The 20,382-nt window shown below is 70.2% G+C and carries 16 protein-coding genes and 1 pseudogene; 13 read left to right on the top strand and 4 right to left on the bottom strand.

Annotated features, from left to right (window positions below; all coding sequences use genetic code 11):
- The first annotated feature begins 99 nt into the window (after positions 1–99).
- From araA to ACFWUY_RS24480, 3 genes are all read left to right on the top strand, one after another.
- Positions 100–1,608 (top strand): L-arabinose isomerase, encoded by a 1,509-nt coding sequence (gene araA, locus ACFWUY_RS24490; protein ID WP_384112831.1) that lies wholly within the window; start codon positions 100–102, stop codon positions 1,606–1,608.
- 77 nt (positions 1,609–1,685) lie between these two features.
- A complete protein-coding gene (araD, locus tag ACFWUY_RS24485) occupies positions 1,686–2,399 on the top strand; it encodes an L-ribulose-5-phosphate 4-epimerase AraD (RefSeq protein ID WP_384112826.1) in 714 nt (237 codons plus the stop codon).
- Positions 2,400–2,614: 215 nt separating this feature from the next.
- A complete protein-coding gene (locus ACFWUY_RS24480) occupies positions 2,615–5,167 on the top strand; it encodes an alpha-L-arabinofuranosidase C-terminal domain-containing protein (protein WP_384112818.1) in 2,553 nt (850 codons plus the stop codon).
- A gap of 139 nt (positions 5,168–5,306) precedes the next feature.
- Here ACFWUY_RS24480 and ACFWUY_RS24475 read toward each other — a convergent pair whose 3' ends face one another.
- Entirely contained in the window at positions 5,307–5,933 is a 627-nt protein-coding gene (locus ACFWUY_RS24475) for a TetR/AcrR family transcriptional regulator (RefSeq protein WP_384112813.1), read from the bottom strand.
- Positions 5,934–6,032: 99 nt separating this feature from the next.
- Between ACFWUY_RS24475 and ACFWUY_RS24470 the strand changes: the two genes are divergently transcribed.
- From ACFWUY_RS24470 to ACFWUY_RS24455, 4 genes are all read left to right on the top strand, one after another.
- Positions 6,033–6,686, top strand: a complete 654-nt coding sequence (locus ACFWUY_RS24470) for a CatB-related O-acetyltransferase (RefSeq protein ID WP_384112806.1) — start codon at positions 6,033–6,035, stop codon at positions 6,684–6,686.
- A gap of 290 nt (positions 6,687–6,976) precedes the next feature.
- Positions 6,977–7,318 (top strand): hypothetical protein, encoded by a 342-nt coding sequence (locus ACFWUY_RS24465; protein WP_384112800.1) that lies wholly within the window; start codon positions 6,977–6,979, stop codon positions 7,316–7,318.
- 33 nt (positions 7,319–7,351) lie between these two features.
- Positions 7,352–8,056, top strand: coding sequence for a hypothetical protein (locus ACFWUY_RS24460; protein ID WP_384112797.1), 705 nt, complete (start codon positions 7,352–7,354; stop codon positions 8,054–8,056).
- 941 nt (positions 8,057–8,997) lie between these two features.
- Positions 8,998–11,394, top strand: coding sequence for a SpoIIE family protein phosphatase (locus tag ACFWUY_RS24455; protein WP_384112794.1), 2,397 nt, complete (start codon positions 8,998–9,000; stop codon positions 11,392–11,394).
- A 130-nt stretch (positions 11,395–11,524) separates the two neighbouring features.
- Here the strand turns inward: ACFWUY_RS24455 and ACFWUY_RS24450 are convergent, their stop codons facing one another.
- The gene (locus tag ACFWUY_RS24450; protein WP_384112790.1) at positions 11,525–12,616 is read right to left on the bottom strand and encodes a PP2C family protein-serine/threonine phosphatase; all 1,092 of its coding nucleotides are present in this window, start codon (positions 12,614–12,616) and stop codon (positions 11,525–11,527) included.
- A 192-nt stretch (positions 12,617–12,808) separates the two neighbouring features.
- Between ACFWUY_RS24450 and ACFWUY_RS24445 the strand changes: the two are divergent.
- Both ACFWUY_RS24445 and ACFWUY_RS24440 read left to right on the top strand, forming a co-directional pair.
- Positions 12,809–12,989, top strand: a pseudogene (locus tag ACFWUY_RS24445) (IS5/IS1182 family transposase); the annotation flags it as partial.
- Positions 12,990–13,085: 96 nt separating this feature from the next.
- Positions 13,086–13,349 carry a hypothetical protein gene (locus tag ACFWUY_RS24440; RefSeq protein ID WP_384112787.1) on the top strand — a complete coding sequence of 88 codons (264 nt, stop codon included), beginning with the start codon at positions 13,086–13,088 and terminating at the stop codon, positions 13,347–13,349.
- 351 nt (positions 13,350–13,700) lie between these two features.
- Here the strand turns inward: ACFWUY_RS24440 and ACFWUY_RS24435 are convergent, their stop codons facing one another.
- Together ACFWUY_RS24435 and ACFWUY_RS24430 are read right to left on the bottom strand one after the other, a co-directional pair.
- A complete protein-coding gene (locus tag ACFWUY_RS24435; protein WP_384112783.1) occupies positions 13,701–14,366 on the bottom strand; it encodes a TetR family transcriptional regulator in 666 nt (221 codons plus the stop codon).
- A gap of 140 nt (positions 14,367–14,506) precedes the next feature.
- Positions 14,507–16,162 carry a right-handed parallel beta-helix repeat-containing protein gene (locus ACFWUY_RS24430; RefSeq protein ID WP_384112777.1) on the bottom strand — a complete coding sequence of 552 codons (1,656 nt, stop codon included), beginning with the start codon at positions 16,160–16,162 and terminating at the stop codon, positions 14,507–14,509.
- Positions 16,163–16,517: 355 nt separating this feature from the next.
- On the opposite strand from ACFWUY_RS24430, the gene ACFWUY_RS24425 reads away from it, so the two are divergent.
- The 4 genes from ACFWUY_RS24425 to ACFWUY_RS24410 all read left to right on the top strand — a co-directional run bounded on the left by ACFWUY_RS24425 (position 16,518) and on the right by ACFWUY_RS24410 (position 20,354).
- Positions 16,518–17,243 carry a GntR family transcriptional regulator gene (locus tag ACFWUY_RS24425; RefSeq protein WP_384112770.1) on the top strand — a complete coding sequence of 242 codons (726 nt, stop codon included), beginning with the start codon at positions 16,518–16,520 and terminating at the stop codon, positions 17,241–17,243.
- Positions 17,240–18,439: a hypothetical protein gene (locus ACFWUY_RS24420; RefSeq protein ID WP_384112764.1), complete on the top strand. Its 1,200-nt coding sequence runs from the start codon at positions 17,240–17,242 to the stop codon at positions 18,437–18,439. The genes ACFWUY_RS24425 and ACFWUY_RS24420 overlap by 4 nt, the downstream gene beginning before the upstream one ends.
- Positions 18,436–19,377, top strand: coding sequence for an ABC transporter permease (locus ACFWUY_RS24415; protein ID WP_384112755.1), 942 nt, complete (start codon positions 18,436–18,438; stop codon positions 19,375–19,377). Before ACFWUY_RS24420 ends, ACFWUY_RS24415 begins: the two co-directional genes overlap by 4 nt.
- 104 nt (positions 19,378–19,481) lie before the next feature.
- The gene (locus ACFWUY_RS24410; RefSeq protein ID WP_384112751.1) at positions 19,482–20,354 is read left to right on the top strand and encodes an ABC transporter permease; all 873 of its coding nucleotides are present in this window, start codon (positions 19,482–19,484) and stop codon (positions 20,352–20,354) included.
- Positions 20,355–20,382 lie beyond the last annotated feature (28 nt).

Raw genomic sequence — 20,382 nt, 5'->3', positions numbered from 1 at the left:
GCCGCCTCCACACCCGGTCTCTTCACGCCCGGCCGCTTCCACACCTGGCCCCTCCGCACCCGGCCCTCCACTCCAGCACCTTCGAGGAGCACACTCGACATGACGCTCGCCCAGCCCGACCGCGAAATCTGGTTCCTCACCGGCAGCCAGTCCCTCTACGGCGACGACACCCTGGCCCAGGTCGCCGAACAGTCACGCGTCATCTGCGAGACCCTCGCCGACCAGCCGCAGATGACCGTCCGTCTCGTCTGGAAGCCCGTGCTCACCGAGGCGGCCGCCATCCGCGCGGTCTGCCTGGAGGCCAACGCCGACGACCGCTGCGTCGGCCTGATCGCCTGGATGCACACCTTCTCCCCGGCCAAGATGTGGATCGCCGGCCTCGACGCGCTGAACAAGCCCCTGCTGCACCTGCACACCCAGGCCAACCGCCGCCTGCCCTGGTCCACCATCGACATGGACTTCATGAACCTGAACCAGGCCGCCCACGGCGACCGCGAGTTCGGCTTCATCCAGACCCGCCTCGGCGTCCCCCGCAAGACCGTCGCGGGCCACGTCTCCACCCCCGAGGTCGTCGACCGCATCGCCGGATGGGCCCGCGCGGCCGTCGGCCGCGCCGAGCTGACCACCCTCAAGCTCGCCCGCTTCGGCGACAACATGCGCGACGTCGCCGTCACCGAAGGCGACAAGGTCGAGGCACAGCTGCGGTTCGGGGTCTCGGTCAACACCTACGGCGTCAACGACCTCGTCGCCGCGGTCGACGCCGCCGACCAGGACACCGTCACCGCACTCGTCAAGGAGTACCAGGACCTCTACGCCCTCGCCCCCGAACTGCGCCCCGGCGGCGAGCGCCACGACTCCCTGCGCTACGCCGCACGCATCGAGGCCGGACTGCGCGGCTTCCTCACGGAAGGCGGCTTCCGCGCCTTCACCACCAACTTCGAGGACCTCGGCGGCCTGCGCCAGCTGCCCGGCCTCGCCGTGCAGCGCCTGATGGCGGACGGCTACGGCTTCGGCGGCGAAGGGGACTGGAAGACCTCCACCCTGCTGCGCACACTGAAGGCGATGGCCCACGGCCTGCCCGGCGGCACCTCCTTCATGGAGGACTACACCTACGACCTCACACCCGGCCAGGAGCTCATCCTCGGCGCCCACATGCTCGAGGTCTGCCCCTCCCTCACGACGGCCACTCCCACCTGCGAGATCCACCCGCTCGGCATCGGCGGACGAGAGGACCCGGTCCGCCTCGTCTTCGACGCGGACCCCGGCCCGGCCGTCGTCGTCGGTCTCGCCGACATGGGCGACCGGTTCCGCCTCGTCGCCAACCACATCGACGTCGTCGCCCCGCCCGAGCCGCTGCCCCGGCTCCCCGTCGCCCGGGCCGTCTGGCGCCCCCGCCCCGACCTGCGTACCTCCACCGAGGCATGGCTGACGGCCGGAGCACCGCACCACACCGTCCTGACCACCGCCCTCGGCGGCGAGGAGCTCGAAGACCTCGCCGAGATGCTGCGGACCGAACTCGCCGTCATCGACGAGGACACCACCGTCCGGCGCTTCACGCGCGAGCTGCGCTGGAACCAGGCGTACCACCGGCTGGCCCAGGGCCTGTGACCACTCCCGCCCCCGCCTCTTCCGCCCCGCAGGGGGCGCCCGTGACCGCCTCCACCCCCACCAGGACGGAGCCCTCCGTGAGCACGACCGTTTCCAAGGAGCTGCGCCGAGAGGTGCTGGAGGCCAACCTCCGCATCCCCCGAGCCGGGCTCGCCACCCTCACCTGGGGAAACGTGAGCGGTGTGGACAGGAAGGCCGGCGTCTTCGTCATCAAGCCCTCGGGAGTGGCCTACGAGGCGCTGAGCGAGGAGGACCTCGTCGTCGTCTCCCTGTCCGACGGAAAGGTCGTGGAGGGCCACCTGCGCCCCTCCACCGACACGGAGACGCACCGCAGCCTCTACCTGGCCTTCCCCTCCATCGGAGGCGTGACCCACACGCACTCCACCCACGCCGTCGCCTTCGCGCAGGCCCGACGCCCCATACCCGTGCTCGGCACGACCCACGCCGACACCTTCAACGGCCCCGTCCCCGTCACCGAAGCCCTCACCCCGCAGCAGTGCGCCACGGACTACGAGTACAACACCGGCCAGGTCATCGTGGACCTGCTGGACCGGGACGACACCCGGGCCCGCGAGGTCCCCGGCGCCCTGGTCGCCCACCACGGCCCCTTCACCTGGGGCGACAGCGCCACCAAGTCCCTGGAGCACGCCATCATCTGCGAGGCGGTGGCCGAGATGGCCCTCCACACCATCAGCCTGGGCACGGTCGAACCCCCGCAGCACCTCCTGGACCGTCACTTCACGCGCAAGCACGGCCCGGACGCCTACTACGGCAACCCCCCGACCGTGTGAACACACCGGGACGGCCGTGGCGCGCGGCCACCCACGCGCCACGCCGCGAAGACCCCCGGACCACCCACGCGCCGCGTGGCGAAGACTCCCGGATCACCCGCGCACCCCCTCCGGCCACGGGAGCCCGAGCACCGGTGAACGCCAGGGCCCCACCCACGACGCACCGCGCACCGAGAGCACGACGTCCCGCACCGTCCACCTCAGGGAGAGCCGCTTTGCGCACACGCAACCGCACCACGAGAAAAGCCGGTGTCATCACCGGCGGCCTACTCGCCGCCTCGCTGGCAGCGGGCCTCCTCACGCAGTCCCCGGCGGCGGCGGACACCGCCGTGACGGACTACACGATCTCCGTCGACGCCGACCGCACGGGACCGGCGATCGACCCCACCATGTACGGCGTCTTCTTCGAGGACATCAACAACGCCGCCGACGGCGGCCTCTACGCCGAACTCGTACAGAACCGCTCCTTCGAGTACAGCCCCGTCGACAACCGGTCCTACACCCCGCTGACCTCCTGGCAGCAGACCGCGTCCGGCGGCGCCACCGGTACCCTGCGGGTCGTCGACGACACCGAGCGGCTGAACGAGCGCAACCGCAACCACCTGCGCCTCGACCTCACCGGCGCGGGCGGCAGCACCGGCCGCTTCGGCATCGTCAACAGCGGCTACGGCGCGGGCATGGCCCTCAAGGAGGGCGCGCGGTACGACTTCTCCGTCTGGGCGCGTACGGACAACGCGGCCGGCACGCGCCTCACGACCGAACTGCGCACCGGCGACGGCACCGTCCTGACCGCACCGCTGGGCATCGCCGTACGCGGTGACCGATGGACCAAGTACACCGGCACGCTCGTCCCCAAGGTGACCACCACGGCGGGACGGCTCTCGGTGACGGCCGCCGGCTCCGGAACCCTGCGCCTCGACATGGTCTCGCTCTTCCCCCGCGACACCTACAAGGGCCGCAAGAACGGCCTGCGCAAGGACCTCGCCCAGAAGATCGCCGCGCTGGACCCCGGCTTCCTCCGCTTCCCCGGGGGCTGCCTGGTCAACACCGGCAGCCACTACGCCTACGAGGCCCCGAACTGGGAACGCCGCCGCTCCTACCAGTGGAAGGACACGATCGGTCCGGTCGAGCAGCGGGCCGTCAACGCCAACTTCTGGGGATATCACCAGAGTTACGGACTCGGCTACTACGAGTACTTCCAGTTCGCCGAGGACACCGGCGCGATGCCGCTGCCCGTCGTGCCCGCCCTGGTCACCGGCTGCGGGCAGAACCAGGCCACCGACGACCCCGCTCTCCTGAAGCGGCACATCCAGGACACCCTGGACCTGATCGAGTTCGCCAACGGTCCCGTCACCTCCACCTGGGGCCGCAAGCGGGCCGAGATGGGCCACCCGAAGCCCTTCGGCCTGACCCACCTGGGCGTGGGCAACGAGGAGAACCTGCCCGACGCCTTCTTCGCCCGCTTCACCGAATTCCGCAAGGCCATCGAGGCCGAGCACCCCGAGATCACGATCGTCTCCAACTCCGGCCCCGCCTCCGGCGGTGACACCTTCGACCGGCTGTGGGACCTCAACCGCCAGGCGGGCGTCGACCTGGTCGACGAGCACTACTACAACACCCCGCAGTGGTTCCTGGAGAACAACAACCGCTACGACTCCTACGACCGTACGGGTCCCAAGGTCTTCCTCGGCGAGTACGCCTCCCGCGACAACCGCTTCTCCAACGCCCTGGCCGAGGCCGCGTTCATGACCGGCCTCGAGCGCAACGCCGACGTCGTCAAGCTCGCCTCGTACGCCCCGCTCCTGGCCGACGTGGACAAGAACCAGTGGCGGCCGGACATGATCTGGTTCGACAACAACCGCTCCTGGGGCTCGACCAGTTACGAGGTCCAGAAGCTGTTCATGAACAACACCGGTGACCGGATCGTGCCGAGTCGCGCCTCCGGCACCCCTGCCGTCTCCGGCCCGATCACCGGCGCGATCGGCCTGTCGACGTGGGCCACCAGTGCCGCCTACGACGACGTCGAGGTCACCGCCGCGAACGGCACCACCCTGCTGAAGGACGACTTCTCCGCCGGGGACTCCCGATGGACGCCGGCGGCCGGGCGCGGCACCTGGGCCGTCCAGGACGGGGCGTACGTCCAGTCCGACGAGGCCGCCGAGAACACCCTGGTCACCGCGGGTGACACGGGCTGGCAGGACTACGACCTGAAGGTCAAGGCCACGAAGAAGTCCGGCAAGGAAGGGTTCCTGGTCGCCTTCGGCGTACGCGACACCGGCAACCACTACTGGTGGAACCTCGGCGGCTGGGGCAACACCCGCTCCGCCGTCGAGAAGGCCGTCGACGGAGGCAAGCAGACCCTGCTGGAGAACTCCACCACCATCGAGACGGGCCGCACCTACGACCTCCACGTCCAGGTACGGGGCCGACAGGTCACCCTCTACCTCGACGGCCAGAAGTGGGGCTCCTTCACCGACGACAAGACCGCCGAGCCCTTCCGCCACGTGGTGGCCAGGGACAAGGGCGACCTGATCGTCAAGGTCGTCAACGCCCAGGCGGCCGCGGCCCGTACGAGCATCGACCTCGGCACCTCCCAGGTCGCCCCGACGGCCAGGCTCACCACCCTGGAAGGCGCACCGGACGCGGTGAACAGCGCCGACGCCTACCCGATCCGGCCGCGCACGTCGACACTGGAGGGCATCGGGCGGACCTTCACGTACACCTTCCCCGCCCACTCGGTCACCTTCCTGCGCGTCAGGACCGGCTAGCGGGAACCGGCGGCGCGTCGCACCGCCGTCCCGAACTCCCGGCCGGAGAGGACGCCCGTCCTCTCCGGCCGCAGCGCACGCGGCCACGGACAGTCGCCCGGGCGGTGGCGCTGTCCGAACCGGGCCGCTGGACCGTGCGTCACACGCTCTCCTCCCGACCGACGGAGAAGGCACCCGCGGCAGCCGCCAGGACCGCCGCCTCCGCGGCCCGTCGCGGGAGGTGCGGGTCCGGATCGGCGCGCAGGAGCACCAGTTGGTGGTAGAGCGGCGCGGTGGCGGCGATCAGCAGGCTCCGCGCGTCCGCGTGCGCTGCGGGGAGCTCACCGCGCTCGACGGCGCGCTCCACGAGGATCCCGCACTGGGCGTACCGGTCCGTCCACAACCGCGTCTGGGCTCGCGCGGCCTGTTCGGAGTGGAACGAGGCGGCCATCAGGGCGACCGCGAACGACGGCTGGACGACCAGGGATTCCTGGATCTCCTGGTTGAGGGCCGTCAGATCGCCGCGCAGCGAGCCGGTGTCCGGCGGCTGCCAGTCGATCTCGCCGGCGGCGTCGATGACGTCGACGAGCAGGCCGCCGACATCGCGCCACCGCCGGTAGACCGTGGCGCGGTGCACTCCGGCCCGCGTCGCGACACCCTCCATCGTGAGTCCTTCGTGGCCGCCTTCGGCGAGTTCGGCGCGCACCGCGTCGAGAACCTGGGCGCGGACGCGGGCGCTGCGACCGCCCGGACGGCGCTCCGGCGTCGTGTCCAGCGGGTCTGTCATCGGTGATCGGTATCCGGTTGATCGGGGCGGCAGGGCTGTGCCAGCATCTTAACGCGACAGTTGTCGCCCCGGGTCCGTAGGAGAGGAACCGCACCCACGATGCCGCCCGTTCCCGCTGACCCCACCGTGCTCCACCCGATGCCCGAGCACCCGCGCGTGGTGCTGCTCAAGCCACTGCTGAAGTCGCCGCTGATCGAGGTCGGTGACTTCACCTACTACGACGATCCGGACGACCCGACCGCGTTCGAGACGCGCAACGTCCTGTACCACTACGGGCCCGAGCGGCTCGTCATCGGCAAGTACTGCGCCCTGGGCACGGGCACCCGGTTCCTCATGAACGGCGCCAACCACCGCATGGACGGCCCGTCCACCTTTCCGTTCCCCACCATGGGCGGCTCCTGGGCCGAGCACTTCGACCTGATCACCGACCTGCCCGGCCGGGGCGACACGGTCGTCGGCAACGACGTGTGGTTCGGCCACGGCGCCACGGTCATGCCCGGTGTGCGCATCGGTCACGGCGCGATCATCGCCGCCGGCGCCGTGGTCACGGCTGACGTCCCCGACTACGGCATCGTCGGCGGCAACCCCGCCCGGCTCATCCGTGCCCGCTACGACGCCGCGGACATCGCCCGGCTCCTCGCCGTGGCGTGGTGGGACTGGCCCGTGCGGGACATCACCAGGCACGTCCGGACGATCATGTCGGGGACCGTCGCCGATCTCGAGGAGGCCGCCGCGCGGATCGACCGGCCCTGACACCGCGTCCTCGCCACACCGCACGCACCCGTCCCGCGCCAGGAACGAGTGATCGCCCGCGTCCCGTCGTCGCGCCCACATCACGAGGGCCGGCGCTCCCGTCGTCAGCCCTGCCCTGCCACGCGCTCATCACGTGAGCTGGTAGCCCGCGGGCACCGGGTCGCCCATGCCAACGCCCCGTTCGTGGCCGACCGGATCGAGTCCGCCGATGCGGAACCCAGGCCCCTACCCTGGCGCAGCCCCACGTCCTCACCTCCATCGACCGGGCGAACGGCACCGATCACACCTATGTGGCCGAGGCGACCGGCAATACCACCGACCGCAACGTCGCGGGCGGATCGCAGCAGCTGACGTGGAACGCCGAGAACAAGCCGACGTCCACCCGGAGCGCGGCCGACGGGGCCGTGGAGATCGTCTCCTCCGGCAAGCGCCTCGACCTCCAGAGCAACGCGGCCACCGACGGCACGGACCTCCAGGTGGCGACCTGCGCCGTGGTCGCACGCCAGCAGCGGGCGCGCGCCGAGTCCACGACGCCGACAACAAACACCGGGCAGCTACACCTCGACACACACAAGGTTTTCCTCGGGTTCCAGGGCGGGTGGGGCCCGGAGGGGCCACCTGCACAGCCATGAACACCGCCTGAGCCGAACGAACCGAGAAGGACCATGAGCAAGCAAGTCGTCACCGTCTGTCTGCCGCCGTGCGGCCCGGGCGAGCTGCGCCCGGCGCTCGCGGAGGCGATGGCCCCGTTCGAGTACGACGCCCAGATCGGCAGGTCGGACGAGGAATGGCAGGGGGAGTGGGACCACTGGTTCATCGAGGCGCGCGGCAAGGAGTTCACGGTACGGCCCGGCTGTGAGGACGATCCACTGGTCGTCCGGGACGAGGACGCGCCGCCGCGCCCCCGCTCGCTGTGCGAGGGGGGACCGAAGGGCCTGCTCGACCTCGACACGGGCCCCGCCACGGCCGCGAGGGAGGCCGGGGACGAGTGGGACGCCTGGCACGCCTTCGCCGCGGGCTTCCCGCCGAGCCTGCCGTACGCGCATTTCGCCCGGAGGGCGGTCGGGGACCCCGGCTCCACGCAGGAGCGGGTGGTGGAGGATTTCCGTGCCCAGCCAGTGATCCGTGCGCTCGGGCAGGACCCCGCCCTCGAAGGGAGGTTCGGTTTTGACCCGGTGCCCTGGTTCGGCGGGGACCGTGCCGCCTTCGTGGCGCGGGCGGCGGCGGACGTCCTGCCGACCTTCGCCCTCCTCACCCTCGACGGCCGCTGGCTGGACGGTAGCTCTCACGCGCACAACGTCCGCTTCAACGCCTACCTCGACAGCCTCCAGGACACCACGATCCTCGTCCGGGTGCTCCACCACTCCTGAGGCACGCCGCACTGAGCGGCGTCAGTCCCATCGAGTGTCCGGCAGGGCGCGAGCGGTGCCGGCGGCTCAACCGCGGGGGAGACCGGCAGGCCGACTCGGCGCTTCAGCGGATTGCGCAGGCGCGTTGCGGCGACAGACCCGACAGGTCGGCCGCCTGCTCCTCGCGGCTGCTGTGCTGCCCTCGTCGCGACCACAGCGTTTCGACGGCGAAGTGGTGGCTCCGTCCCGTCCGAGTTCCGTGAGCGTCCCGGGCCCGGGACCGGTGGCGGATTGCGGGAGTGGGTCCGGCAATGGTCCGGCTCTTGGTGCGCACGGTACCTGGGAGCGGCGGGGACCGGGGGAGGGGCTGGAGCCGCCACGTCGCGCAGAAGCGGCGCGAGGCCGTCGGACGTGGTCCGGATCCCAGCCGCTGGTTCCGTTCCGGGGGAAAGACGTCCCGCAACTGTGCGCCCCCGGGCATCCTTGTCGTTGCCGCCGGCGGGGACGACGACGGAGATCCGCCGGTCCACCGCGGGGTTGACCGGGGGCCCCGCTCACAGATGCGGCACGTGCCACCGTCGGTTGATCACCGGCGACCGGAGTGCTCCTGCCGGCGCAAGGCTGTCCCCTGTCCGTGCGCGAGGGGTTGTTCCCCTTGTTCCGTCATGTCGTCACGTCGGGCCATGATCGCGACTCCCGCCTGCGGCGGGGTCCCCCACGTCCTTCGGAGGCGGACGCCGGTGTTCCTTGTCGTCATCGTCGCCGTACTCGCCTTGATCGCGGATCTTCAGGGCGAAGTCCTGCGCTCGGCGCGAGAGCGTTCGCAACGCCGCTCACGCCCCGTGCCACCGGAACCCAGGAGCGAAAGCACTGCGGGCCGCGCCCCGCCCGCGCTGCGTGGTGGCCGTCCGCACCGGACCGAGCGCACTGCGGTCGCGACCGCACGGAAGGATGATAGGACCATGGAAGGGCTACCTTTCACTTCTCCCGCCGGGGCGGACGAAGGCGGGCACCTCGGTCCGCCCCCGGCCGCTTTCGCCCTGATCGCCGCGGACGGAGTGCTCGTCGGGTGGAGTCGTGAGGCCGAGGCCCTACTGGGGTATCCCGCTTCGCAGGTACTGGGACGCCGGGCGGCGGACCTGCTCGTCACCCCGCACGCCGATCGCGACGGATCGGAAGAGCGGCGACCGGATCAGCGGCTGTGGTTCGGTGGGGCACGCAGTGCCGTCGTGGACGTGCGCCACCGAAGCGGACACACCGTACGTGTGGCAGTGACTCTGCGTCCCCTGGCCTCCGCCTCCGACGGGGACTCCACCGGCAGGGCCCCCACCGCCGTCCTCATGGCGGCCGAGCTGGAGGGGCTCCGCTGGTGGGAGACCCGACAGGCGATGCTGCAAGGGCTCGTGACCCAGTCGCCCGTGACACTGACCATCTACGGTCCCGGCGCGCGCCTCTTGTGGGCCAACGCATCCAGTGTCCGGGAGCTCGGCGGCGACCTCACAGCATCGCTGGGCCGCTCCATGACCGAACTCTTTCCCGGCGATGTCCTCACCACCGAGCATCTGGCGCCGCCCGAGGACCTTGTCCAACAGATCCTCGAGACCGGTGAGCCGGTCATCGACGTGCATTTCCGAGGGCGCGCCCCGACCGACCCGCGGCGTGAGCGCGTCTGGTCCTCGTCCTATTTCCGACTGCTGGACGGCAGGGGAGAGCCGGTGGGCGTGTGCGAACAGTCCATTGACGTCACCGACCATTACCGTGCGCAGCAGCGCCTCGCGCTCCTCGCGGAGGCCGGTGCACGGATCGGAGCGACGCTCGACCCGTCCGGAACGGCAGCGGAGCTCGCCAAGATCACCGTGCCGCAGTACGCCGACGCCGTGCTGGTCGACGTGGCGGCAGAGGTGCTCGGGGGAGAGGAACCGAAGCCCGTGACGGCATGGGACCTGGTACGCGTGGCCGATTCCGACGGAGAACCCTCCCGGGTGGGCGAGCGGGTCGCGTACGCCGCCGGATCGCCACAGGCCGAGAGCCTGACAGGGGGCCGTACGACCGCGGACGCCGTGGCCTCGCCGACACGACTGTACGTCCCGCTGATCGTGCGGGGGACGCCATTGGGCCTTGTCACCTTCGTGCGGGGCGACGACTCGGAACCCTTCGGCGACGGCGATCGGGCGGTGGCGGAGGAGCTGGCGTCGCGGACTGCTGTGTGCCTCGACAACGCCCGGCGGTACCGACGAGAGCGCACCGCCGCGTTCATGCTCCAGCGCAGTCTGCTGCCTCGATCGCTGCCCGAGCTGAGGGCGGTCGAGGCGGCGAGTCGCTACCTGCCCGCCGACAGTCACCTCGGCGCCGGCGGCGACTGGTTCGACGTCATTCCGCTGTCCGGCGCACGTGTCGGACTCGTCGTGGGGGGCGTTGTCGGCCACGGGTTGGGAGCCGCTGCGACCATGGGGCGCCTGCGCGCGATGGTGCGCACCCTGGCCGAGCTGGACCTCGCGCCCGACGAACTCCTGGCCCGGCTGAACGATCAAGTCGGCAAGGACGCGTTGGACCAGAACGTGAAAGGCTCGGACGGCAGTGGCGCCGTCGGAGCGACGTGTGTCTACGGGATCTACGATCCGGCTTCCCGAACGAGCACCTGGGCAACGGCGGGACACCTGCCGCCGGCTGTGGTGCAACCGCACGGCCCCGTCAGTTTCCTTCGTCTGCCACCGGGGGCTCCTCTGGGCGTGGGACGGCTTCCGTACGAGGGCGCGGAAGTGACGCTCGCCGCAGGAAGCCTGGTCGTCCTGTTCACCGACGGCCTCGTGGAGGCCCGGGGACAAGGCACCGACGTGGGGTTGGGCCGCTTGGCGGCGGTACTCGGGGAGCAGCGAGGATCGTCGCCCGACCTGTTGTGCGCCCAGGTCGTCGCGGAGCTGGTGTCCGGCGATGTGCGGGACGACGCGACGCTCCTTGTCGTGCGCACCCGCGCGCTGGACGCACGCCAGATGGCGGCCTGGGAGCTCCCCTCGGACCCCGCGCTCGTCGCACGCGCACGTTCCATGGCTGCGGAACAGCTTGGGCGATGGGGACTGGACGATCTGGCCTTCACCACGGAACTGGTGGTCAGTGAACTGGTCACCAACGCGATCCGTCACGCCTCCGGACCGGTCGGTCTGCGCTTGATCCGGGACCGTTCTCTCATCTGTGAGGTCTCCGACTCGCAGCACACCTCACCGCATGCCCGTTACGCCGGCAGCGACGAGGAGGGCGGACGTGGACTGTTCATGGTCGCCCAGCTCACCGAACGCTGGGGTACGCGTTACATGCCGACAGGTAAGACGATCTGGGCGGAACAGGCCTTGCCCGTGCCTTGATGGCCATGCGCCGCCCGCCGTGGGTCGAGGGGGTCGAGGCATTCCAGGCCGTCGCCCCGGAAGGCGGCGAAGGCCCAGCCGGTGAGAGTCTCCTTGGCTCGTGGAGCGACACCTCGCTCACGGGCATGGTTCACGGCGTGTGCAGGCGTACGGCCAAGGCGGCGATGTCATCGTCGAGGCTCCCTCTGCTGTGGCGGAGGAGCTCGTGGTGCAGGGCCGTGAGCAGATTACGGGGAGGTGTGGGGGGCTGTTGGCGCATCCATGCTGTCAACGGGAAGAACTCACCGTCCCGGGCACGGGTTTCGGCGACCCCGTCCGTGTAGAGGAGGAGAAGTTCGCCGGGAGCGAAGTCGAAGGCGTCCGCATGGTACTGGTCGCCGATCAATTCCGCGAGGCTGAGCAAAGGCGATGGGACGGACGGTTCGAGGATGCGGACGTTCTTGGGGCTGTGGATCAAGGGCGGAGGGTGTCCGCAGTTGACGATGGTGATGTGGCTGCCTTGATGCGGGATCTCGACGAGCAGCGCGGTGGCGAAACGTTCCATCGGTGCCTCGGGTGGATGGGCGGCGTTGTGCCGGGCACAGCTGGCGTCGAGCCTGCGGGCGACGTCGGTCAAGGAGGCCTCGCCATGTGCCGCCTCCCGGAAGGCGTTGACGATCGCCGCGGCCGCCCCCACTGCCGGCAGGCCTTTGCCCCGCACGTCTCCGATGAGCAGCCGTACCCCGTACGCAGTGTCGACGACCTCGTAGAAGTCCCCGCCGATGCGGGCTTCGGCGGCGGCCGCGAGGTACAGCGATTCGATCTCCACGTTCCGGAAACGGTGCGGCAGGGGCCGCAGCACCACCTGCTGGGCCGCGTCGGCGACGAGCCGTACCTGGATGAGCGTGCGCTCTCGTTGAAGCCGGACATGGCTTCCGTACGCGGCGGCCACGGTGACCGCGATGATCCCCCCGCACGTCCACCACGTACCGAGATCGGGGAAGACGAGGCTGAGGCCGATCATCAGAAGGAGGCAGACGGTCCCGAGGAGGACGGTCGGGAGGACCGGCCACATGGCGGCGGCCAGAGCCGGCGCCGCGGGCAGGAGGCGGCTGAAGGCCATCTCCGGCGGAGTGGCGTAGGCCAGGCTGGCGATGACGACGGTCAGAATCACCGGCGACAGCCGCACGAGCCTGCCGTGGCCGTAGCTCCGACGGAGCCGCGGCCGTCCGGGCTCGATCATGAATCCCAGAGTATCCGCGAGGGATCCGCTCAGCGACGTGACGAGGGGGCTCCGCGTGTGACAGGGCACGCCTGCCCGCTCGCGAGGGGCGCGACCGCGTGGTTCGTCACCGAGCCTCTTCCATCCTGTGCTGGAGGGTGAAACGGGCTGGTCAGCGGGGGTGGTGACGAGACAGGGCCCCTCGTCGCCGGCGTGGTGATTCCACTCGACACACACGGCGACCGAAGGGGCACTGTTGGTGTACCCTGCCACGCTCGACGTCCCGCATGAGCTCGTCGAGCGTGTCGCCCGGCTGCTGCACGGGCACCGCCGAGCCCGCAGCACCCGCCGGCGCAAGCTCGGCTGCTTCCAGCCAGCACGCGTCCGCGTGGTGTCCCGCTTGCTGACCTCCGACCCGCAGTGCGGCTCCAGAGCACGGTTCTCGGGCTGAACGGACGGTCCGGCACAGGCCCGACAGCTCGCCCGTGACGTGGGGTCCTTCTTCAAGGACTGCGACTGCGCGAAGCCGACCCGCTGCCCTCACCCGTACGTGATCCGTTTCCGGGACGCGCTGGGCAAGCAGCGTGAGGAGTCCGGTTACGGCACGCAGGACGACGCGATCGAGCGCCTCACGCAGCTCTACGCGGAGAAGAAGACCACGGCGCCGTCCGTGGCGGCGGCCCGCCGGGAACTGGGCCGGCCGACGGTGGAGGAGTACGCGAAGCAGTGGCGTCCCCGACAGCGCAGGATATGACGGATTGCTCCACGGGCGAGCACGTCGACAGCTCGATCAACGTGCACATCGTCCCCCGTCTCGGATCGCGGAAGCTGAACTCGGTCACACCGATGGTGTTCGGGCGTTTCCTGGACGAGGTCTCGCTGACAGTTCGTGCCTTCCGTGCCGAAGAAAGTGCGGGGATGAGGGACGAGCCGATCGAGAACCTCGGGGTGGGCGTGACTCTGGCACCACGCCACCTGAGCCCGCCGTATGGAAGACCCCCGTCATGCGTGTCGCTCTCTTTCTTACCTGCGTCAGCGACACGCTGGGCCTTTCCGACCACACGCTTCAGTGTGTGGTCGGAAAGGCCCAGCCGATTCGATGGGGCTATTGGTTGCAGCAGCTTCTGGCTGGCGCTGAACTTTGCAGCAGTTTCAGTGCGGCTGTAGCAAGCCTTCGGGCGGTGGTTTGTGGTTCGGCGGCAGGTAGGACGAGATGGCTGATAGTCATACGGACGATGACGTCCGCTGTCATCTCAAGAGTCTCTGTGCGCTGCTCCGGGTACCGTGTGCCCAACCATTCCCGCACCAGGCCCTGGCCCGCGTCGAAGATTGGGTCCGCTCGGGCGGTGAGGTAGGGGAGCAGGCTGTCGGAGCCGTGGCGGGCGGCTGCGATGACAGCCCGTATAAGGGGCTGGTGGTCAGCTTCCTTGAGCACGTACAGGATGGCGGCTTCGAGACAGGCTTGGGAGTCGGGCAGGCCGGGATAGAGCGTGTCGGCTACCCCGGCGAGGAACTGCCCGGTCTCACGGACCACCAGAGCGCGTCCCAGACCGGCACGGTTGCCGAACTCCTTGTAGACGGAGGGGCGGGAGACCCGAGCGCGTGCTGCGACGGCCGAAAGGCTGACCTGGTCCCACCCGGCTTCGCAGGTCAGGTCGTGAGCGGCATCGAGGACGCTTGCCCTCATCTGTTTGCGCCAGGCGATGCGCGGGGGATCAGGTGATTCTTCACCTGCGGGGTAATCCGTTCGGTGTTGTTGTTCGGTTGCCATGCCACAAGTCTGTCCGCGGGTTGAGCCGCGGAGCGCGAGTAGGTCCGCGAGCACGCGGCCGGATGAGTACGCGATGGTGCCGGCCCCTTGATACGGGGGTGGAGCCGGCACCACGTCAGGAGGCCGGGTGAACCGGACCGTCAGGAGCGCTTGCGACGAGCAGCGAAGAGGAGGCCGCCGCCGAGGGCGAGAACGGCCGCCGCGATGCCGAGGGGGACCAGGGGATCGGAGCCGCCGGTCTGCGCGAGCGGGCCGCTCCCGCCGTCCGCGTTCAGGCCGGAGTCGCCGTCACCCTCGGTATCGTCCGGTCCTTCCGCGCTGGGCGAGGTGCTGGTTCCGCCCGTGCCGGGCGAGGGGGCCGTGCCGGTTTCGCCGGGCTGCTCCTCCTTGGGCGTGGCGTCGTCCTGCCGACCGCTGGAGGCGGTCTCGTCGGCGCCGGATCCGGAAGCGTCCTGTGTCACGTCATCGGTGCCGGCCCCGAAACCGTAGGCGCCACGGTCGGGCGCGCCGCCGGCCCGGTGGGTGCCGGTGGTGACAGCGGCGAACGGGGTGCCCGATCCGATGGCGGGGGAGCCGTCGCGCAGCCGGAAGGCGGCGTTCGCCGTGGTGCCGGCGTCGGCGAACTTCGGGTCGGCGACGATGTCGTGCGGACCCTTGACCTCAGGGGCCTTGCCGCCGAAGTAGACGTTGTAGTCGTAGGTCACGTCCACGTTGCGGGACTTGCTGTTCGTCGCCTGGCCGGGCCGGCCGTACGCGATGTTGTTGAGCAGTCGGACGTCGGTGCTGTCATGGGCGAAGATGTTGGCGTAGCTCTCCATGCGAGTGCTCCGGCCGTTCATGTACGCCGTGTTGTGGACGATGTCGACGTGTTGGCTCTTGAAGGAGTGAATTCCCGAGCCGCCGTTGTCGTAGGAGAGGTTGCCGGCGACCAGGACGCGTCCGCCGTACGCGGGGTGGCCGGCGTCGCCCTTGAGCGTGTCGACGATGATGCCGTTGCCGTCGGAGTAGCAGCGGCACCTCTCCCATTTGATCTTGGTTTCGTTGTCGTGGACGCGATTGCCGGTGATGCGGATCTTGTACGTCCTGGCGTCGGAGCTCCCCACGTCGCGCGGGGTGAGGACGGAGATTCCGCTGGTCGCGTAGACCGTGTACCACGAGTTGGAGTACACGTGGTTCGCGGAGATGGTCACGTGGTCGGAGTCGATCGCCGATATGCCGCCGCCTGCACAGGCGTGCACCTTGTTGCCGGTCACCTCGATGTGGTGCGACGAAGCACCCGTGGATTTGTCTCGTTCGATCGAGATGCAGTTGGTGTTGTAGGTGGGGTCGCCCTTCTTCGATCCGCGTTCGGCGCCGGCCAGGTTCAGGGCGGCGTTGTTGCCCCTGATTTCCAGGTTCTTGATCGAGATGTAGGACGCGCCGTAGACGCTGATGCCGTTCCACGCCTTCACCGGGTGGATCACCGGCTTGTGGCCGGGGTGCGCGGTGAAGGTGATGGGCGAGTCGGAGCGGCCCGAGCGCTTGATGGTCAGCACGTTGGAGCCTGCGGAGCGCTCGGAGTACGTGCCGTTCATGATCGAGACGGTGTCGCCGGGGCCGGCACTGTCGGCGGCCTTCTGAAGGGTGCGGAAGGGCGCTCCGGTCGAGGTTCCCGGATTGCTGTCGCTGCCTTCGGGGCTCACGAAGTAGGTCCGGTTCGCAGCATGGGCTGTACCGGCTCCCACGGTGACGACGCCGAGTGGGGCGGATGACGCGAGCAGTGCTGCGGTGACGGCGAAGGTGCGCGTGCGTTTCATTGGTGCCTGGTCTCCGAAGTCGTCCGGACTGAAGCGGGCCGTGTCCCCTCGGCCGGGAGGCCGTGCGCGGGAAAGAGGGCGCCGGGAAGGACAGGGCAAGGGCGTTACGCCGTGTCAGGGCGCCGGCATGGGGCGGCGCGCGACACACGGGTGCGCTCCGAAGTCCGCTGTGGGGGTGGGGCGTTGCGTGAGTGACAGTTACAGAACTGAAAATTGAACGCAACCCCGTACCGCCTGTAAATGTTCTGACACCTGGTCAGGCGGGCTGAGCGGTGTCGACTGCCCGGAGGGGTCGTTTTGGAGAACTCCTGCACGGGGGTTGCGGGTTGGCATGCTGGTATACCAGCATGCCGCCATGCCACAGATCGACTATCCAGTGAACAGCGCTGAAGCCCTGCCTCCCGGCTCACTGCCGCCCCTGCGTCAGGCCGTCTCCCGAACCGACCGGGTGCGGGAGGCATTGCGGCAGGCGATCCTCGAAGGTGTGCTCCCGCCCGGAAAGGCCCTGGTCGAGCGGGAACTCGCGGAGGTGTACGGGGTGTCCAAGACGCCGGTGCGCGAGGCCCTGAAGCAGCTGCACTCCACCGGTCTGGTGGAGATCAACGCTTACCAGGGAGTCAGCGTCCGTCGCCCCGACAACCGCCTGGTGCAGGAGCTCTACACCGCCCGCCGCGCAGCGGAACCCGAGGCCGTGCGCCTGGGCGCGGTCCGCCTCGGTGCGACCCCCCACGCCGCTGCCCGCCAGGCGCTCCAGGACGCGACCACGCTGATCGGCTCGGGCGAGACGCGCGGTCTGGGCATCGCCAACCGGCGTTTTCACCGCGAGCTCTACAGCGCCTGCGGGAACAGCTTCCTCTGCGGCTTCCTGGACCAGCTCCAGGACCTCACGGCCTTCGTGGCCGGCCTCGGCTGGCGGTTGCGCGCCACCTGGGAGGAAGAGGCCGCCGAACACGCGGCGATCCTGGAGGCGATGGAGCAGGGCGACGGTCCGCTCGTGGAACGGCTGACCCGCGCGCACATCGAGAAGGCCCAGCAGACCATCTCCCGCGCCCTCGGCGACGACCCCGGAGACGGCCGATGAACGTCGAGCTGTTCGCCCACCCGCTCTCCTTCCGCCGGCAGCCGCAGGCCCAGGCGGACCGACTGGCCGCACACGGCGTCGACGGTGTGCGCCTGGCGTTCAGTTATCACGGTGGGCGGTGGCTGCTGACGACCAGCGACCCGTGTGCCGTGGCCGACTTCCGGGCCGGGCAGTGGTTCCGCGACGAAGCCGCCCCCGTCCACGGGGACGGCCTCGCCCTGCCGGTTCTCGGTGACGACGCGACGGTCGCCACGACCGCCCTGCTGCGGGCCGGCCTCGGTGTGACGGCCTGGCTTGTCGGGCTCCACCAGTCCGGACCCGCCACCCGCCGTCCCGAATCGGCGCTGCGCAACGCCTTCGGACACCACTACCGGCACGCACTGTGCCCGGCAAGGCCCGAGGTCCGCGCCTATGCCGCCGACCTCGTCGCCCGAGCCGCCCGCCGGCCCGGTGTCACCGGCCTCGAACTCGAAGCCTTCGGCTACCTCGGCTGGCAGCACCAGAGCGCCCATGACAAGCTCGGCGCGGCCCTTCGTCCGGTGGACCGCTGGCTGCTCTCGCTGTGCTTCTGCTCCGCCTGTACGGAACGCTTCACCGACGCGGGCATCGATGTGCCCGCCCTGGCCGAAACCGTCCGCGCGGCGCTGCTCGCCCAACTCGCCGAGCCGCGCGAAGCCGGCGAGCTCGGCGCCGACGCCCGCGTCGCTCTGGGATCCGACCTGCACGACACCGTCCTTGCCGTGCGCTCGCGAACCACCGTGACCCTCGTGCGGGACGCCGTCGCGGCGGCCGACGGGCTGCCCGTCTCCGTACGCGCCACCGGCGACCCGTACGCCTGCGACGGCAAGTCCGCCGCCGACACGAGCACCCTCGCCGCAGCAGCGGGCGCCCTCACCGTCACCGACCTGTCGGGGAACCAGGACGCCCTGCGCCGCGAACTCGCCGCAGCAGCCCGGACCGGCGCACAGGTGACCGCCGGATGGAACCTGGCCGCGGACAGGACCACCGGTGAACAGCAACTCACGGACGTCGCCCAGGACGCGTACGCGGCCGGAGCCCGCTCCCTGGCCCTTTACGCCTACGACCTGGCCCCGGCACAGCGCCTCGCGTGGCTGCGTGGCCTCTCCCGCCTCACCGACCGTCCCGACACGGCCGAGCCCGCACTCACGCCCCTCATACCGGAGCCGGTGAAATGACCGGATACCTCGTACGCAGACTCTTCCAGCTGATCCCGGTCGCCCTCGTCGTCTCCCTGGTGCTCTTCATGCTCCTGCGGCTGATGCCGGGCGACCCCACCCTCGCCATCCTCGGCCAGGAGGCCACCGAGCAGGACCGAGCGGTGCTCCGAGAGGACCTCGGTCTCGATGCGCCGCTGTGGCAGCAGTTCACCCAGTGGCTCGGGAACCTCGTCCGCGGCGACCTGGGCAGCTCATGGCTCACCGACGAGGAGGTGGGCACGGTCATCTCCGACCGGTTCGCCGCCACGGTCGAGCTCGGAGTCATCGCTCTGCTCTTCGCCGTCCTCATCGGGATCCCCGCGGGCGTCCTCGCCGCCGTCCGCCGTCGCACCCGCACGGACACCGCGCTGAACTCCGTCGGTCTGCTCGCCCTGTCCGCCCCCCACTTCTACCTCGCCGCACTGCTCATCCTCGTCTTCGCCCTGTGGCTCAAGGTCCTCCCGCCCTCGGGATACGTTCCCTTCACCGAGGACCCCGTCGAGAACCTGCGGCGCATGATCCTCCCAGCCGTCACGATCGGCTCCACCATCGCCGCGGTCACCATGCGCCAGACCCGCGCCGCTCTCCTCGCCGCGTTCAACGAGGACTACATCCGCACAGCCGAGGCATCAGGCCTCTCACGCGGCCGGATCGTGGGCGTCTACGCCCTGCGGAACGCCATCGTGCCGGTCGTGACCGTGATCGCTCTCCAGATCGGGGCGCTGATGAGCGCCACCGTCGTCACCGAGACCGTCTTCACCGTTCCCGGCATGGGCACCTTGATCGTCAACGGCATCTTCAGCCGGGACCTCCCCGTCGTCCAGGGCGCCGTGCTGATGGTCGTGGTCCTCGTCCTCCTGGTGAACCTTCTGGCGGACCTGGTCTACGCCTGGCTCGACCCGCGCATCACGTACTGACCCGGCCCCTCGGCCCCTCGGCCACAGAGTCACCCGATCCGCGCCCCCTGCGCCGATCAGCACGTCCCGCACCGCACGTCCCGCACGCACCTCCTGGAGCGCCGATGGCCATAGACCTCGCGCCGAAAGTCTCCCGCAGACCGGTTCTGGACCGGCTGCGCCGTGACCGCCGCGCCCACATCGCCGTACCCCTGCTGTTCCTCCTGCTCGTGGCCGCGGCCGCCGCACCCTTCATGTCGGACTCGGTCAGCGCCACGGACACCGGCCGGCTCCTGACCGGCCCCAGTTCCCAGCACCTGCTCGGCACCGACGAGATCGGGCGGGACGTCCTGGCCCGGATCGTCGCCGGAGCCGTGGTCACCGTAGGGGTGGCCACCATCACCGTGGGCGCCGCCCTCATCGCCGGAACGGTGCTCGGCCTGATCGCCGGATACCGCGGCGGCTGGGTGGACACCCTCGTCATGCGCGTCTCCGACGGACTGCTCGCCTTCCCCCTCCTCGTCCTCGCCCTCACCGTGGTCGCGGCCCTCGGTCCCGGGCTGCGCAACGCCCTGATCGCGATCGCCGTCGTCACCACCCCGCGTTTCGCCCGTGTGGTCCGGGGAGAGGTGCTCTCCCTGCGCACCCGAGAATGGGTGTCCGCCGCGCGTATCGTGGGCGTCACACGGACCACGATCATGCGCCGTCACCTGCTGCCCCACCTCGCCGGCACCCTGCTGGTCTTCGCCGCCCTCCAGGTGTCCACCGCGATCATGGCCGAGGCCGCGCTGAGCTTCCTCGGGCTGAGCGTCCAGCCCCCGCAGCCGAGTTGGGGCGCGATCGTCGCCAGCGGCACCGACCACCTGAGCGCGAGCTGGTCGCTCAGCGTCTTCCCCGGACTCGCGATCCTCCTCACCGTCGCCGCGTTCAACCTGCTCGCCGACGCCCTGCGCGACGCGCTGGACGCCCACCGCCCGGACCTCGCACCCGCGCGCTGAGCCGTCTCCCAGCCCTTCACCCCGTTCC

It is taken from the genome of Streptomyces sp. NPDC058664 (genome assembly GCF_042716635.1).
Taxonomy (GTDB): domain Bacteria; phylum Actinomycetota; class Actinomycetes; order Streptomycetales; family Streptomycetaceae; genus Streptomyces.
The sequence above is the reverse complement of the archived record's forward strand: the minus strand, read 5'-3'. Positions and strand labels throughout refer to the sequence as shown.

What these genes read in the sequence shown, in the direction of transcription:
- araA (WP_384112831.1), top strand. Translation starts at nt 100, where the DNA reads ATGACGCTCGCCCAGCCCGACCGCGAAATCTGGTTCCTCACCGGCAGC.
- ACFWUY_RS24475 (WP_384112813.1), bottom strand. Translation starts at nt 5,933, where the DNA reads ATGACAGACCCGCTGGACACGACGCCGGAGCGCCGTCCGGGCGGTCGC.
- ACFWUY_RS24470 (WP_384112806.1), top strand. Translation starts at nt 6,033, where the DNA reads ATGCCGCCCGTTCCCGCTGACCCCACCGTGCTCCACCCGATGCCCGAG.
- ACFWUY_RS24460 (WP_384112797.1), top strand. Translation starts at nt 7,352, where the DNA reads ATGAGCAAGCAAGTCGTCACCGTCTGTCTGCCGCCGTGCGGCCCGGGC.
- ACFWUY_RS24455 (WP_384112794.1), top strand. Translation starts at nt 8,998, where the DNA reads ATGGAAGGGCTACCTTTCACTTCTCCCGCCGGGGCGGACGAAGGCGGG.
- ACFWUY_RS24450 (WP_384112790.1), bottom strand. Translation starts at nt 12,616, where the DNA reads ATGATCGAGCCCGGACGGCCGCGGCTCCGTCGGAGCTACGGCCACGGC.
- ACFWUY_RS24435 (WP_384112783.1), bottom strand. Translation starts at nt 14,366, where the DNA reads ATGGCAACCGAACAACAACACCGAACGGATTACCCCGCAGGTGAAGAA.
- ACFWUY_RS24430 (WP_384112777.1), bottom strand. Translation starts at nt 16,162, where the DNA reads ATGAAACGCACGCGCACCTTCGCCGTCACCGCAGCACTGCTCGCGTCA.
- ACFWUY_RS24425 (WP_384112770.1), top strand. Translation starts at nt 16,518, where the DNA reads ATGCCACAGATCGACTATCCAGTGAACAGCGCTGAAGCCCTGCCTCCC.
- ACFWUY_RS24420 (WP_384112764.1), top strand. Translation starts at nt 17,240, where the DNA reads ATGAACGTCGAGCTGTTCGCCCACCCGCTCTCCTTCCGCCGGCAGCCG.
- ACFWUY_RS24415 (WP_384112755.1), top strand. Translation starts at nt 18,436, where the DNA reads ATGACCGGATACCTCGTACGCAGACTCTTCCAGCTGATCCCGGTCGCC.
- ACFWUY_RS24410 (WP_384112751.1), top strand. Translation starts at nt 19,482, where the DNA reads ATGGCCATAGACCTCGCGCCGAAAGTCTCCCGCAGACCGGTTCTGGAC.